This is a genomic window from Enterobacter cloacae complex sp. I2, assembly GCF_014896205.1.
Taxonomy (GTDB): Bacteria; Pseudomonadota; Gammaproteobacteria; order Enterobacterales; family Enterobacteriaceae; genus Enterobacter; species Enterobacter quasihormaechei.
Genome location: NZ_JADBRA010000023.1, coordinates 54,011 through 67,762, shown reverse-complemented (window position 1 = coordinate 67,762; position 13,752 = coordinate 54,011). Strand labels below are relative to the sequence as shown.

Genomic DNA, 13,752 nt, shown 5'->3' with positions numbered 1-13,752 from the left:
GAGACATACTGAAAGGGTATGAATTGTGTTGCGTTGGCTTATGGGATTTTTTAACGCGCCGTATGAGTATCATTTGCACGGCATGCTGCGCAAGCCTTAAAGAACAAGGCATTTCACTGCAAAAAGGGTCACTGGCGGTAATTTATAGCAATTCGCATAAATAACCGTTTGTTATACAAAATATTTTCACTGCAAAAAAGTGAATAATTCTTCAGATGAATTATTTCCCTTCAAAGTTTCATTCGCTCAATTTTCATACGCTTCAGACAATGCGTGATCTGTCGCCCAAATACTAAACAAAGCTTGTAAAGCCCCTACTATTAACGTTTTTGCGACATATTATTAACATCTTACAAGGAGAAAAAAAGCCATGAGCCAAATACACAAACACGACATTCCCGCAAACATTGCGGACCGTTGCCTGATAAGCCCGGAGCAGTACCAGGAGAAATATCAGCAGTCTATTTCCAGCCCTGACGCGTTCTGGGGCGAACAGGGCCACATCCTCGACTGGATCAAACCTTATCAGAAGGTAAAGAACACCTCTTTCGCGCCGGGTAACGTCTCCATTAAATGGTATGAAGACGGCACGCTGAACCTGGCGGCGAACTGCCTGGACCGCCATCTTGCCGAACGCGGCAACGAAACAGCCATTATCTGGGAAGGCGACGACGCCTCTCAGAGCAAACACATCTCCTATAAAGAACTGCACCGCGACGTCTGCCGCTTCGCCAACGTGCTGCTGGCCCAGGGCATTAAAAAAGGCGACGTGGTGGCTATCTATATGCCCATGGTGCCGGAAGCCGCGGTGGCTATGCTGGCCTGCGCGCGCATCGGTGCGATCCACTCCGTGATCTTCGGCGGCTTCTCGCCGGAAGCGGTTGCCGGACGCATCGTTGACTCTAATTCGAAGCTGGTGATCACCGCTGACGAGGGCGTGCGCGCCGGTCGCGGTATTCCGCTGAAGAAAAACGTCGATGAAGCGCTGAAAAACCCGAACGTGAAGTCCATCAATAACGTCATTGTTTTTAAACGTACGGGCGGCAACATCGACTGGCACGAGGGGCGCGACCTGTGGTGGAGCGATCTGATTGAAAACGCGAGTGACCAGCATCAGCCGGAAGAGATGAACGCGGAAGATCCGCTGTTTATCCTTTATACCTCCGGCTCCACCGGTAAGCCGAAGGGCGTACTGCACACCACCGGCGGCTATCTGGTGTACGCCGCGACGACCTTTAAATACGTTTTCGACTACCATCCGGGCGACATCTACTGGTGCACCGCCGACGTGGGCTGGGTCACCGGTCACAGCTACCTGCTGTACGGCCCGCTGGCCTGCGGCGCAACGACGCTGATGTTTGAAGGCGTACCGAACTGGCCGACCCCGGCGCGCATGTGCCAGGTGGTTGATAAGCACCAGGTTAACATTCTCTACACCGCGCCAACGGCGATACGTGCGCTGATGGCGGAAGGGGATAAAGCCATCGAGGGAACTGACCGCTCTTCCCTGCGCATCCTCGGCTCCGTAGGCGAGCCGATCAACCCGGAAGCCTGGGAGTGGTACTGGAAGAAAATCGGCAACGAGAAGTGCCCGGTGATGGACACCTGGTGGCAGACCGAAACCGGCGGCTTCATGATCACGCCAATGCCGGGCGCGACGCAGTTGAAAGCCGGTTCCGCCACGCGCCCGTTCTTCGGCGTACAGCCTGCACTGGTGGACAACGAAGGCAATCCGCAGGAAGGCGCCACCGAAGGCAACCTGGTGATCGTCGATTCCTGGCCAGGCCAGGCACGCACCCTGTTCGGCGACCATGAGCGCTTCGAGCAGACCTACTTCTCGACCTTCAAAAACATGTACTTCAGCGGCGACGGCGCGCGCCGGGATGAAGACGGTTATTACTGGATCACCGGACGCGTGGACGACGTGCTGAACGTTTCCGGCCACCGTCTGGGTACGGCAGAGATTGAGTCCGCGCTGGTGTCGCATCCGAAGATTGCCGAAGCGGCGGTAGTCGGCATTCCGCACAACATCAAGGGCCAGGCGATTTACGCCTACGTCACGCTGAACCACGGTGAAGAGCCGTCGCCGGAGCTGTATACCGAGGTGCGCAACTGGGTACGTAAAGAGATTGGCCCGCTTGCCACGCCGGACGTACTGCACTGGACAGACTCGCTGCCGAAAACCCGTTCCGGCAAGATTATGCGCCGTATCCTGCGCAAAATCGCGGCAGGCGATACCAGCAACCTCGGCGATACCTCAACGCTTGCCGATCCTGGCGTGGTGGACAAACTGCTCGAAGAGAAGCAGGCCATCGCGATGCCATCATAATCTTTTCTCCCTCTCCCCTCACCCTAACCCTCTCCCCATAGGGGAGAGGGGATAAAACAAACCAACCTTACCTCTGGAGATTTCTGTGATGAATCATGATATTTGTCAGCAGATAGAGAATAGTGCGCACTACAGGGAGCTCGTCGAAAAACGGCAACGGTTTGCCTTCATCCTTTCCATCATCATGCTGATTATCTACGTCGGCTTTATTCTGCTGATCGCCTTTGCGCCGCAGTGGCTCGGGACGCCGCTGCACGCCGGAACCAGCGTTACGCGCGGTATCCCGATTGGCATTGGCGTTATCGTTATTTCGTTTGTGCTGACGGGTGTGTACGTCTGGCGTGCGAACGGTGAATTCGATCGTCTTAATAAAGCAGTACTGCAAGAGGTAAAAGCATCATGAAGCGAGTCCTGACGGCGCTTGCCGCCACACTTCCCTTTGCTGCCCAGGCGGCGGATGCCCTTACCGGCGAGGTTCAGCGCCAGCCCACCAACTGGCAGGCTATCGTCATGTTCCTGATTTTCGTGGTGCTGACGCTGTACATTACGTACTGGGCATCGAAACGCGTGCGCTCCCGTAACGATTACTACACCGCGGGCGGCAACATAACCGGCTTCCAGAACGGGCTGGCGATTGCGGGTGACTTTATGTCTGCCGCCTCGTTCCTCGGGATCTCCGCGCTGGTTTACACCTCCGGCTACGACGGCCTGATCTACTCCCTCGGCTTCCTCGTCGGCTGGCCGATCATTCTGTTCCTGATTGCCGAGCGCCTGCGTAACCTTGGTCGCTACACCTTTGCCGACGTGGCCTCCTACCGTCTGAAGCAAGGCCCTATCCGCATGCTCTCCGCCTGCGGTTCGCTGGTGGTCGTGGCGCTGTACCTGATTGCCCAGATGGTGGGCGCAGGCAAGCTGATCGAGCTGCTGTTCGGCCTGAACTACCACGTCGCGGTGGTGCTGGTGGGCGTGCTGATGGTGATGTACGTTCTGTTCGGCGGCATGCTGGCCACCACCTGGGTGCAGATCATCAAAGCCGTGCTGCTGCTGTTCGGCGCCAGCTTTATGGCCTTTATGGTGATGAAACACGTCGGCTTCAGCTTCAATAACCTGTTTACCGAAGCGATGTCGGTACACCCGAAAGGAGAAGCGATCATGAGCCCGGGCGGGCTGGTGAAAGATCCGATATCCGCGCTCTCGCTCGGTCTCGGCCTGATGTTTGGTACTGCGGGGCTGCCGCACATTCTGATGCGTTTCTTCACCGTGTCAGACGCGCGTGAAGCGCGCAAGAGCGTGTTCTACGCCACCGGTTTCATGGGCTACTTCTACATTCTGACCTTCATTATCGGCTTCGGCGCGATCATGCTGGTGGGGGCGAACCCGGCGTTTAAAGACGCGGCGGGCGCGCTGATTGGCGGTAACAACATGGCGGCGGTGCACCTGGCCGACGCGGTGGGCGGTAACCTGTTCCTCGGCTTTATCTCCGCCGTGGCCTTCGCCACCATCCTTGCGGTGGTCGCCGGGCTGACGCTGGCGGGCGCGTCTGCGGTATCGCACGACCTCTACGCCAACGTCTTCCGTAAAGGCGCGAGCGAGCGCGACGAGCTGAAGGTTTCCAAAATCACCGTGCTGGTGCTGGGGGTGGTCGCCATTCTGCTGGGCATTCTCTTCGAGAAGCAGAACATCGCCTTCATGGTAGGGCTGGCCTTCTCGATTGCGGCGAGCTGTAACTTCCCGATCATTCTGCTCTCCATGTACTGGTCAAAACTGACCACCCGTGGGGCGATGATTGGCGGCTGGCTGGGGCTGCTGACGGCAGTGGTTCTGATGATCCTCGGCCCGACGATTTGGGTGCAGATCCTCGGTCACGAAAGCGCTATCTTCCCGTATGAATACCCGGCGCTGTTCTCCATTGCCGTGGCGTTTATCGGGATCTGGTTCTTCTCGGCCACCGACAACTCGCCGGAGGGTAACCTGGAGCGTGAGAAATTCCGCGCCCAGTTTATCCGCTCGCAGACCGGCCTGGGCGTTGAGCAGGGCCGCGCGCACTAAGCCTTTCTCCCCGGTCATGCTGGCCGGGGAGCTTAAAACATCACCCACGCCACCAGCGGCGCGATTAATACCATCGTCACGCCCGACAGCATCATCACCAGGCTTGCCACCACGCCCTCCTGCTGACCGAGTTCATACGAACGCGCCGTCCCCGCACCGTGCGACGCCGCGCCAAAGCCCGCCCCTTTCGCCATCCCTTCCCGAATGGACAGCCGCAGAAACAGCATATCGCCCACCGCCATGCCGAATACGCCGGTGACGACCACAAACAGCGCCACCAGATCCGGCTGCCCGCCGAGCGGTTTGGCGGCCGCCAGCGCAAACGGCGTGGTCACCGAGCGCACGGCCAGGCTGCGCTGAATTTCATCGGAGAGGGTAAATAGCCGCGCCAGCCAGACGGAGCTACAGACCGCCACCACCGTCGCGGTGACGACCCCCGCGCTGAGCGACATCCAGTGGCGTTTGATAATCGCCAGGTTGTCATACACCGGCACCGCAAAGGCGATAGTCGCCGGGCCGAGCAGCCACAACAGCCAGTGGGATTCACCAATGTAGTTCTGCCAGGAGATATGGCCGAAGACCAGCATCAGCACCAGCAGGATGGGCGTGAAGACCAGCGGCATCAGCGGCAGCGTGCGAAAGCGGCGATACAGGCGCTTGTTGGCAAAGTAGATGGCGACCGTCACGATCAGGCACAGCACGCTTATCTGAAAGTTAGTCATGCTTTTGCCTGCTGATTTCGAACCGGTACACCTTATCCACCACCCAGGCGGTGGCCCCCAGCACCATCAGCGTGCTCAGGGCAATAACCGCGAAGATGCGCCAGCCGTCGACCATCAGCAGCTGCGCATAGTTCACCACCGCCACCACGGCCGGAACGAAAAACAGCAGCATCTCCGCCAGCAGCCAGCGCGCGCCGGCGCGCACCCAGCTGAGGGGCAACGCGCGGCAGAGGATCAGCGCCAGCATCAGTACCATCCCCACCAGGTTGGCGGGTAAAGGCAGGTGCAGCCAGTCGACAAGATATTCCGCAAAAACAAACAGTCCCGCGTAAAGCAGTACCTGAACCGGGACCTGGAGTCGTTGCACAACGGCAGGCGTAACACGGCTTAACGCCACGGCCATGGTTTTTTTCCTCAGAATTGAGACGAGGCGCCAGTATAGTGAGCGTACGTCATCGACTGAAATGAATTAAAATCATCGAAGGTATAGTTTCGAGGAATAATCATGGACATAAGAACGCTGCGCTATTTTGTCGAGGTGGTTCGCCAGCAAAGTTTTACCCGCGCAGCGGAGAAGTTGTTCGTTACCCAGCCGACCATCAGCAAGATGCTGAAAAACCTCGAAGACGAGCTGAACTGTACCCTGCTTATTCGTGACGGACGCAAGCTGCTGCTGACCGATACCGGGCGCGTGGTGTTCGAGCGCGGGCTGGCGATCCTGGCAGAGTTCCGCCAGCTGGAGGCCGAGCTTGGCGACATTAATCACCTGACAAAAGGGCTGCTGCGGCTCGGTATTCCGCCGATGGTCGGCATGATGATGGCCGGGCCGATAAGCCTCTTCCGCCAGCGCTACCCCGGCGTTGAGCTTAAAATTTCTGAGTTTGGCGGCCTGACCGTGCAGCAGGCGGTGATGAACGGCGAGCTGGACGTGGCCATGACGGCCCTTCCCGTGGAGGAAGAGAGCGGGCTGGCAACGCTGCCGCTGTTCAGCCATCCGCTGTGCGTGCTGGTGCCCCGCTCCGGCGACTGGCTGAAAGTTGAGTCGGTGAACCCCGAGCGGCTCGGCGAGCACCCGCTGCTGATTTACAACGAAGATTTCGCCTTAAGCCGCCAGCTGATGGCGCTGTTTAATCACCATAACGTGAAGCCCCGCATTGCGGTGCGCAGCGGCCAGTGGGATTTCCTCGCGGCAATGGTCCAGGCGGGCGTGGGGATTGCCATTCTGCCGCAGCCGATTTGCGAACGGCTGGATAAAAACACGCTGCGCTGGATCCCGCTGGAGAGCGACCTGCACTGGCAGTTAGGGATGATCTGGCGTGAAGGGGTGTATCTGTCGCACAGCGCACAGGCGTGGCTGCAATGTTGCGAGGGGTTTTGGGTGCGGTCTGAATAGTGCCGGGTGGAGGCTTCGCCTTACCCGGCCTACGGTTCAAATGTAGGCCCGGTAAGCGCAGCGCCACCGGGCAACAACGCGCTACTGATTCTCTATCAACAGCGCTTCCAGCAGATCCAGATCGTGCAGCAGCTTTTGCAGCGTCTCGTTGCTGATCTGACGCGTCGCGCGCAGGTGATACAGCTCGGCACGCTCGGAGCGCAGCGCCGCCAGGCGGAAACGACGCTCGAGGTTCTCTTCCTGCAACGAACTTTCCACGTCGTTACGCCCGTCAGCACGACGGCGCAAATTACCAATCACGCGTGAACTGACTTCCTTCAGCAGCTGGTTATCAATGTTCTCTTCGGCATCGGCTGCCAGACGCTCCTCCATCTTCTCAATGGCGACAATCGCGACTTCCGCCGTCGCCGCGCGGGCAATCCGCTCTTCTTTATGCTGCTGCGAAGAGTCACCCGCATCAATGTGTTGCAGCAGAATCGGCAGCATAATCACGCCGACGAACAGCGAGAAGAGGATCACGCCCGCCGCCAGGAACACCAGTTCGTAACGCGCCGGGAAGACGTCGCCCGTTGGCAGGAGCAGCGGAATGGAGAGCACACCGGCAAGAGTGATCGCCCCGCGCACGCCGGCGAAAGAGGCAATCAGCAGCTCGCGCGTGGTCCAGGAGCCGAACTCCATCGGCTTTTTCGTCAGGAAGCGGACGCTGAACTTTTTCATCGTCCACAGCCAGCCGAAACGCACCAGCATCAGCGCAAGGTAGATGAGCACGATATCGGTAAACAACATCCAGACTTCAACGTTCGGATCGGCTTCTGCCGCGATCAGCGAAGATTCCATAATGCCCGGCAACTGTAGACCCAACAGCAGGAAGACCATGCCGTTGAACACGAATTCCAGCATCGCCCAGGTACTGTTTGCACGCAGGCGCATCGCCAGCGGCGCGCGGCGCATCACGCCGGAGCGGGTGATGGTCATCCCCGCGGCTACCGCTGCCAGAATGCCCGACACGCCGATATGTTCGGCGATCAGATAAGAGGCAAACGGCAGCAGGAACAGCAGAACGATTTGCGTCGCCGGTTCATCGCCGCCCCAGCGACTGAGGAAGCGCAGCGAACGACCGTACAGCCAGCTCACCACAAAGCCTGCGAGGATCCCGCCAATCGCCACCTTGAAGAATTCCAGGGTCGCGCCACCAATGGTAAAGACCATGGTGCCCATGGCTACCGCCACGGCAAACTTCAGGGCCACCAGGCCGGAAGCGTCGTTCATCAACGCTTCACCCTGCAAAATGCCCATGATTTTCTTTGGAATGCGCCCTTCGCCTACGATGCCAGACAGCGCCACGGCGTCGGTCGGCGACAGCACGGCGGCCAGCGCAAAGGCGGGAATTAACGGGATACCCGGTACAGCCCAGTAGATCAGGAAACCTATCCCGACCACGGTAACGACCACCAGCGCCAGCGCCAGGCCGAAGATCTCTCGACCGTGCTCAAGAAATTCGCGCGTCGGCGTTTTCCACCCATCGGCAAACAGCAGCGGCGGGATAAACAGCACGAGGAACAGTTCCGGATCGAACTCCACGTGCAGGCCGAACGTCGGCCACGCCAGCAGCGCGCCGATGGCTATTTGCATTAAAGGCAGGGGGACCTGGAAGGGCAGTACGCGTGTAACCACCCCGGATAATGAGACCACAAGGGTCATGATGAGTATTGTGAAGAAAATTTCCATGCGTTCCCTGTTTGCTGTGTTTCTTTTTAAGCCAAACCTGAGGCGTCGTGCCTCTTATTCTATCCTCTCCAGAGTAACGCAAAAGGCAACGGGATGAGTCCTGAAAATAAAAACGGGCGGCCTGAGCCACCCGTTTTCGCATCAATGGATAATTTAGATTGCCCAGCCGCCCGCGTAGAACGCGACCAGCGCAACGGCGATCACCACGGTGCCGATGTTCAGCTTGCGCCACTCACCGGAGACCAGGCGGCCAATCACCAGCGAGGCGAAGCCGATCATGATGCCGGTCACGATGTTACAGGTCAGCACGATGAATACTGCGGTGATCAGGCCGGACATGGCGTCGACAAAATCCGCGAAGTCTATTTTCGCCACGTTGCTCAGCATCAGCAGGCCGACGTACATCAGCGCTGGCGCGGTCGCATACGCAGGCACCAGGTAGGAGAGCGGAGAGAGGAACAGGATCAGCAGGAACAGCACGCCAACGGTGATGGCCGTCAGGCCGGTTTTACCGCCTGCTGCCGTACCCGCTGCGGATTCGATGTACACCGCCGCAGGCGCCGCGCCCACCAGACCAGAGAAGACGCTGCTCAGGGAGTCGGTGGTCAGCGCTTTGCCGCCGTCGATGATCTGGCCGTCTTTATCCAGCAGGTTAGCCTGTCCCGCCACCGCGCGGATGGTCCCGGTGGCGTCAAACACCGCCGTCATCACCAGCGCCAGCACGCTTGGCAGGATCACCGGGTTCAGCGCGCCCACGATATCCAGGCTGCCGATCAGGGAGTTGCCGTTGTCGTCGCTCAGCGACGGCATGGCGAAAATACCGGAAAAGTGAACGGTCGGGTCGAAGATCAGACCGACGATGGACACGCCGATAATGGTCAGCAGAATGCCGCCCGGCACCTTCAGTTTTTCCAGGCCGATAATCACCGCCAGCCCCACCAGCGACATGATCACCGGGAAGCTCGCAAAGTTACCCAGCGCAACCGGCAGGCCGTCCAGCGGATTCTTGATGACCAGACCCACGCCGTTGGCGGCAATCAGCAGCAGGAACAGGCCAATACCGATACCGGTGCCATGCGCCACGCCCTGCGGCAGGTTGCGCAAAATCCAGCTGCGGATGCCGGTGGCAGAAATCACAGTGAACAGTACGCCCATCAGGAACACCGCGCCGAGCGCTACGGGGACGCTGATCTGCTGGCCCAGTACCAGGCTGAAAGCGGTAAACGCGGTCAGGGAGATGGCGCAGCCGATCGCCAGCGGCAGGTTCGCCCACAGCCCCATCACGATGGAGCCAACGCCCGCTACCAGACAGGTGGCAACGAAGACCGCCGCGGGCGGGAAGCCGGCTTTGCCGAGCATGCCCGGCACTACGATGACGGAGTACACCATCGCCAGAAACGTGGTCAGACCGGCAACAACTTCCTGGCGCACGGTACTGCCGCGAGCAGAAATTTTAAACATGGCGTCAAGTGAACCGCCGGTACGCGCAGATGGCGTAGACATAGAAAACATCCCCTGAAAATTTTTATTGAAAGTCCGTAAGCGTGGTGGAGACTCCACTGCCAGCGAAACGTCAAATCCTTGTGCTGCGTTTGCGACGAAAGGGGCGTCACAAAAAAAGCAAACGTTTAGCTCCGCGCTTACAAAACGGGTGGTCAAATGTAGGCAAACGATTATCTAGCCTAATACCCGCCCTTTTCAACTGAACTTTCTCGTTTTTCGCTAAAATCACCTCATGGCGATGAAGAATTAAGCAGAGGATGCGCAAACGTTATCGTCCATGCGCAATTTCGTTACATTTCACGCCTCGCCGGGGATGGTCAGCGGGCCGCCTTTCTCCAACGTGGTCTGCCAGCCCGGACGCGCCTCCACGTTCTGTTTCCATGCCGCTATGTGACTGAGATTGTCGATACCGCCCCGCGCCAGCAGGGCGAAGATCGGAAAACTCATCTGGATATCCGCCATGGACAGCGCGTCGCCGGCAAACCAGGGGTTTTCGGCAAGATGCGCGTCAATAAAGCGCGCGTGCGTTTCCAGCTGGCGGTTGAGATATGCTTTCTGCACTCCCTGCCCCAGCGCTTTGCCCAGCGTGCGCAGGCCAAACGGTACCGGAGGCTTGCCGAGGCTGTTAAACACCAGCTTCATTAACAGCAGCGGCATCAGTGATCCTTCGGCGTAATGCAGCCAGAAACGGTACTGCACCTTGCTGGCGGGATCTAACGGTTTGAATCGTGACTCCGGATCGTACGTTTCCTGAAGATATTCCAGAATCGCCCCTGATTCGGCCAGAACCAGTCCGTTATCTTCGAGTACCGGGGATTTTCCCAGCGGATGCACTTTTTTGAGCGAGTCTGGCGCGAGCATGGTTTTTTCGCGCTGGTAGCGCACGATGTCGTACGTCAGACCCAGCTCCTCCAGCGCCCAGAGGACGCGATGGGAACGAGACTGGTTAAGGTGGTGGACCGTTAGCATGATGTTCTCCGGTGATTGCTACTTTTTAACTATAGAAAACTGAACAACTTCACGAAAAAAATTCGGCTAAAATCCTATCGTCTGCGGTGGCAAAAACGGCGGCCAGGCATAAAATTAAAGTGTCAGTACAAACCGGAACCTCCTCCACAAGCTCGACACGAGGGGTACTGATGTCGGGGGAAACCCTCCCGTGAACCAGCGGGATAGAGAGAAAGACAAAGACCGGAAAAAACTAAAGCGCCCTTAGTGGCGCTTTAGTTCTTTATGCTTGTTGCCGGGTGGCGCAGCGCCACTCGGCGAAGGGGCCGCAGAATATCAATCCTCCTCCAGCAGACGCGCCCCCGTTCCCTGCTCGCCCAGCCTGTCGCCCGGGTTACGCAGTGGGCAGTCGCTACGTGATAAACACCCGCAGCCAATGCAGCCGTCCAGTTCATCGCGCAGGGCCACCAGCGTGTGAATACGACGATCAAGCTCTTCACGCCACTGGGACGACAGCTGCTTCCACTCTTTCGCGCTCAGCGAGTGTCCTTCCGGCAATACGCCGAACGCGTCGCCGATGGTGGCCAGGGGGATACCGATACGTTGCGCAATTTTGATAATCGCCACGTAGCGGAGCACGTCGCGGGTGTAGCGCCGCTGGTTTCCGGCGTTACGGATACTTTTTATTAACCCTTTGCTTTCATAGAAGTGGAGCGCCGACACCGCCACGCCGCTTCGCTTCGCCACTTCACCGGGGGTTAACAGCGCTTTGATGCGCGGTAATCTCTTTTCCATAAAACCTCTTTACCTCAAGTTAACTTGAGGAATTATACTCCCCCGCAGAGAAAACGACGAATCAACCGAGAAAGTTGTATCTACAGAGGGGCAACCTTATGTCGCATCAGCAAATTATTCAGACGCTTATTGAATGGATTGATGAACATATCGACCAGCCGTTAAACATTGATGTGGTCGCTAAGAAGTCGGGCTATTCGAAATGGTATTTACAGAGAATGTTCCGCACCGTGATGCATCAAACGCTGGGTGACTACATTCGCCAGCGCAGGCTACTGCTGGCGGCGCAGGCGTTACGCTCAACGCAGCGGCCCATTTTTGATATCGCAATGGATCTGGGCTATGTGTCGCAGCAGACCTTTTCCCGCGTCTTCCGCCGCGAGTTTGACCGGACGCCGAGCGACTACCGCCACCAGCTTAATTAATGCGCGTTAACGCGAGGATTGCTGCTGCCAGGCCATAAATGCCTGGGGCGGCATCGCTTTCGCGAAGTGCCATCCCTGACAATACTGCACGCCTCGCTTCAGCAGCCAGCTAACCTGCTCGGCGGTCTCCACCCCTTCCGCTATGGTTTTCAACCGCAGGCTTTGCGCCATCTCAATGATGTGCTCAGCAATAAGGTGGCTGGTGCTGTTAGTGGCTAAGGTATCGATAAAAGATTTATCGATTTTCAGAATATCGACGTTCAGGGAATAGAGATTATGCAGGTTTGAGTAGCCGGTTCCGAAGTCATCGATTGCCACCTCATAGCCCGCCTGGCGAAACGCCTGGATAACCGGCGTGGTTTTTGGCACGTCGATAAACCCCCGCTCCGTCACCTCTATTTTGATCTGCTGGGCGCGAACCGAGTAAAAGCGGGCTTTATCTGAGATCAGGGCGATAAGACGCGAAGAGTGGAAATCCGAAGCCGACAGGTTAATCGAGACATACAGCTCGGGATGAGCGGCAAGAAAATACCCAAGATCGCTGAACACCTCCTCCACAACGTAATCGGTAATGCGCGCGATCATGCCCTCTTTTTCTGCCAGCGGAATAAATTCAGCCGGGCTCATGACCTGCCCGTTAAATCCAGGCCAGCGCAATAGCGCCTCCGCCCCGACGCACTGATTATTTTTAATATCAATAATGGGCTGATAATGTACGCACAGCTGGCGATTATTCAGCGCCCGGTGCAGAAGACGGCCAGGCGAATTGAATTCGCGGTGTGTACGCGACCACACCAGCAGAATAATTATGCTGCAAATCATCCCCAACGGTAGCGTCAGGGTAGCCTGGTGATAAAACGTTTCATAAAAACGGGCACTGGACGTTGAAACGATGGCCGCAATGGGCCGCTGCCCGGATTTCACGATCGTATAAAAACGGTTATCCTGCTGAAAAGTCGTTTCCTCATGCCGAATCAACGAATGCAATAAAGGGATATTGGCTTTCTGGCTAACGGAAAAGAATGCATTGCTGACGGTGTCATATACTCCCCACGACAGGGAACGATCGTCTGACATCACCTCACTGTACGATAGCGGATTGACCACGACGACATAATTTCCGCGCTGCACATATATCATTTTATAGCCATTGAAAAATGGCGTATCGCGAAAATAATAGATGGAAACATCAGGTTTCCGTGTGTAATTGGCCGCGGGGATGGTGTAAGGGTGGTCCGGTGTATAAATGGTTGAACAGAGAAAATTCTGGCCTTCAGCATATATTAAATCAGCAACAAAAAGACGACCGCGGGAAACGTTCAACATATATTGACGATGCGCTGGCGTACAAACTTTGCCCTGATATTTTTCCGCGTCTTCCCGGGCCAGATCAACCTGTTGAATAACCCGTTCAGTTTTGTTTAAAGCCAGTTCAGCGAACGTGCGCAGCTGGGAGCTGATTTCCGACTCGGCTCTTAGCTGGGCAAACCATAGCGCAAGCATCACCGGCAGCATAACTACCATGATAATCCCTGCCACTTTGAGCATCTTGCGCTGCGCGCTACGATTCATTTCCCGCTCTGTATCCCTGCATGATGTACGCCTGTAGCAATGAAGGCCGGCTGCTTTGATAAACAGGCGATTACGTTGCATGAATCACAGGAAGTTAGCAACTGACTTTTGCTATTAAAAATCCTAAAATTCGTGATGCCGATAATATTCTCCCGTAAGCCAAACTAAAAGTATTGGTTTCGTTTTCGATAAGAAGAATAATTCTTCGCGATGGGCATTAAAGTTCCCTAACTGAAATAGCCTGCTATTTTTTCTTCTGCTGATTTATAAATAATCAGATGCCAGAAT

General features: G+C 56.8%; 12 protein-coding genes. 5 read left to right on the top strand and 7 right to left on the bottom strand.

The window, feature by feature from the left end; translation table 11 throughout:
• The first annotated feature begins 370 nt into the window (after positions 1-370).
• The 3 genes from acs (at position 371) to actP (ending at position 4,378) form a co-directional block, all read left to right on the top strand.
• The gene (gene acs / locus IM300_RS18865; RefSeq protein WP_063865493.1) at positions 371-2,329 is read left to right on the top strand and encodes an acetate--CoA ligase; all 1,959 of its coding nucleotides are present in this window, start codon (positions 371-373) and stop codon (positions 2,327-2,329) included.
• 88 nt (positions 2,330-2,417) lie between these two features.
• Positions 2,418-2,732 (top strand): DUF485 domain-containing protein, encoded by a 315-nt coding sequence (locus tag IM300_RS18860; RefSeq protein ID WP_131637960.1) that lies wholly within the window; start codon positions 2,418-2,420, stop codon positions 2,730-2,732.
• A complete protein-coding gene (gene actP / locus IM300_RS18855; protein WP_107534475.1) occupies positions 2,729-4,378 on the top strand; it encodes a cation/acetate symporter ActP in 1,650 nt (549 codons plus the stop codon). Before IM300_RS18860 ends, actP begins: the two co-directional genes overlap by 4 nt.
• A 32-nt stretch (positions 4,379-4,410) precedes the next feature.
• Here the strand turns inward: actP and IM300_RS18850 are convergent, their stop codons facing one another.
• A complete protein-coding gene (locus tag IM300_RS18850) occupies positions 4,411-5,100 on the bottom strand; it encodes an LrgB family protein (RefSeq protein WP_102751355.1) in 690 nt (229 codons plus the stop codon).
• Positions 5,093-5,503 (bottom strand): CidA/LrgA family protein, encoded by a 411-nt coding sequence (locus IM300_RS18845; RefSeq protein WP_063865496.1) that lies wholly within the window; start codon positions 5,501-5,503, stop codon positions 5,093-5,095. The genes IM300_RS18850 and IM300_RS18845 overlap by 8 nt, the downstream gene beginning before the upstream one ends.
• Positions 5,504-5,605: 102 nt before the next feature.
• Here IM300_RS18845 and IM300_RS18840 point away from each other — a divergent pair, with 102 nt between their 5' ends.
• The gene (locus tag IM300_RS18840) at positions 5,606-6,493 is read left to right on the top strand and encodes a LysR family transcriptional regulator (RefSeq protein ID WP_131637931.1); all 888 of its coding nucleotides are present in this window, start codon (positions 5,606-5,608) and stop codon (positions 6,491-6,493) included.
• A gap of 81 nt (positions 6,494-6,574) precedes the next feature.
• Here the strand turns inward: IM300_RS18840 and IM300_RS18835 are convergent, their stop codons facing one another.
• From IM300_RS18835 to soxR, 4 genes are all read right to left on the bottom strand, one after another.
• On the bottom strand, positions 6,575-8,221 hold the full coding sequence (locus IM300_RS18835) for a Na+/H+ antiporter (protein ID WP_063449847.1): 1,647 nt from the start codon (positions 8,219-8,221) through the stop codon (positions 6,575-6,577).
• A 153-nt stretch (positions 8,222-8,374) separates the two neighbouring features.
• A complete protein-coding gene (gene ghxP / locus IM300_RS18830; RefSeq protein WP_063449848.1) occupies positions 8,375-9,724 on the bottom strand; it encodes a guanine/hypoxanthine transporter GhxP in 1,350 nt (449 codons plus the stop codon).
• Positions 9,725-10,021: 297 nt separating this feature from the next.
• Positions 10,022-10,693, bottom strand: coding sequence for a glutathione S-transferase family protein (locus IM300_RS18825; protein ID WP_063449849.1), 672 nt, complete (start codon positions 10,691-10,693; stop codon positions 10,022-10,024).
• A gap of 315 nt (positions 10,694-11,008) precedes the next feature.
• The gene (soxR, locus tag IM300_RS18820) at positions 11,009-11,467 is read right to left on the bottom strand and encodes a redox-sensitive transcriptional activator SoxR (protein ID WP_003860275.1); all 459 of its coding nucleotides are present in this window, start codon (positions 11,465-11,467) and stop codon (positions 11,009-11,011) included.
• 98 nt (positions 11,468-11,565) lie between these two features.
• Here soxR and soxS point away from each other — a divergent pair, with 98 nt between their 5' ends.
• Positions 11,566-11,892: a superoxide response transcriptional regulator SoxS gene (gene soxS, locus IM300_RS18815; RefSeq protein WP_003860277.1), complete on the top strand. Its 327-nt coding sequence runs from the start codon at positions 11,566-11,568 to the stop codon at positions 11,890-11,892.
• Positions 11,893-11,898: 6 nt separating this feature from the next.
• On the opposite strand, the gene IM300_RS18810 is transcribed toward soxS, so the two are convergent.
• Positions 11,899-13,464: an EAL domain-containing protein gene (locus IM300_RS18810; RefSeq protein ID WP_193037770.1), complete on the bottom strand. Its 1,566-nt coding sequence runs from the start codon at positions 13,462-13,464 to the stop codon at positions 11,899-11,901.
• Positions 13,465-13,752 lie beyond the last annotated feature (288 nt).

Excerpts from the sequence above, each read along its gene's own strand:
- acs (WP_063865493.1), top strand. The coding sequence starts at position 371 with ATGAGCCAAATACACAAACACGACATTCCCGCAAACATTGCGGACCGT.
- IM300_RS18860 (WP_131637960.1), top strand. The coding sequence starts at position 2,418 with ATGAATCATGATATTTGTCAGCAGATAGAGAATAGTGCGCACTACAGG.
- actP (WP_107534475.1), top strand. The coding sequence starts at position 2,729 with ATGAAGCGAGTCCTGACGGCGCTTGCCGCCACACTTCCCTTTGCTGCC.
- IM300_RS18850 (WP_102751355.1), bottom strand. The coding sequence starts at position 5,100 with ATGACTAACTTTCAGATAAGCGTGCTGTGCCTGATCGTGACGGTCGCC.
- IM300_RS18845 (WP_063865496.1), bottom strand. The coding sequence starts at position 5,503 with ATGGCCGTGGCGTTAAGCCGTGTTACGCCTGCCGTTGTGCAACGACTC.
- IM300_RS18840 (WP_131637931.1), top strand. The coding sequence starts at position 5,606 with ATGGACATAAGAACGCTGCGCTATTTTGTCGAGGTGGTTCGCCAGCAA.
- IM300_RS18835 (WP_063449847.1), bottom strand. The coding sequence starts at position 8,221 with ATGGAAATTTTCTTCACAATACTCATCATGACCCTTGTGGTCTCATTA.
- ghxP (WP_063449848.1), bottom strand. The coding sequence starts at position 9,724 with ATGTCTACGCCATCTGCGCGTACCGGCGGTTCACTTGACGCCATGTTT.
- IM300_RS18825 (WP_063449849.1), bottom strand. The coding sequence starts at position 10,693 with ATGCTAACGGTCCACCACCTTAACCAGTCTCGTTCCCATCGCGTCCTC.
- soxR (WP_003860275.1), bottom strand. The coding sequence starts at position 11,467 with ATGGAAAAGAGATTACCGCGCATCAAAGCGCTGTTAACCCCCGGTGAA.
- soxS (WP_003860277.1), top strand. The coding sequence starts at position 11,566 with ATGTCGCATCAGCAAATTATTCAGACGCTTATTGAATGGATTGATGAA.
- IM300_RS18810 (WP_193037770.1), bottom strand. The coding sequence starts at position 13,464 with ATGAATCGTAGCGCGCAGCGCAAGATGCTCAAAGTGGCAGGGATTATC.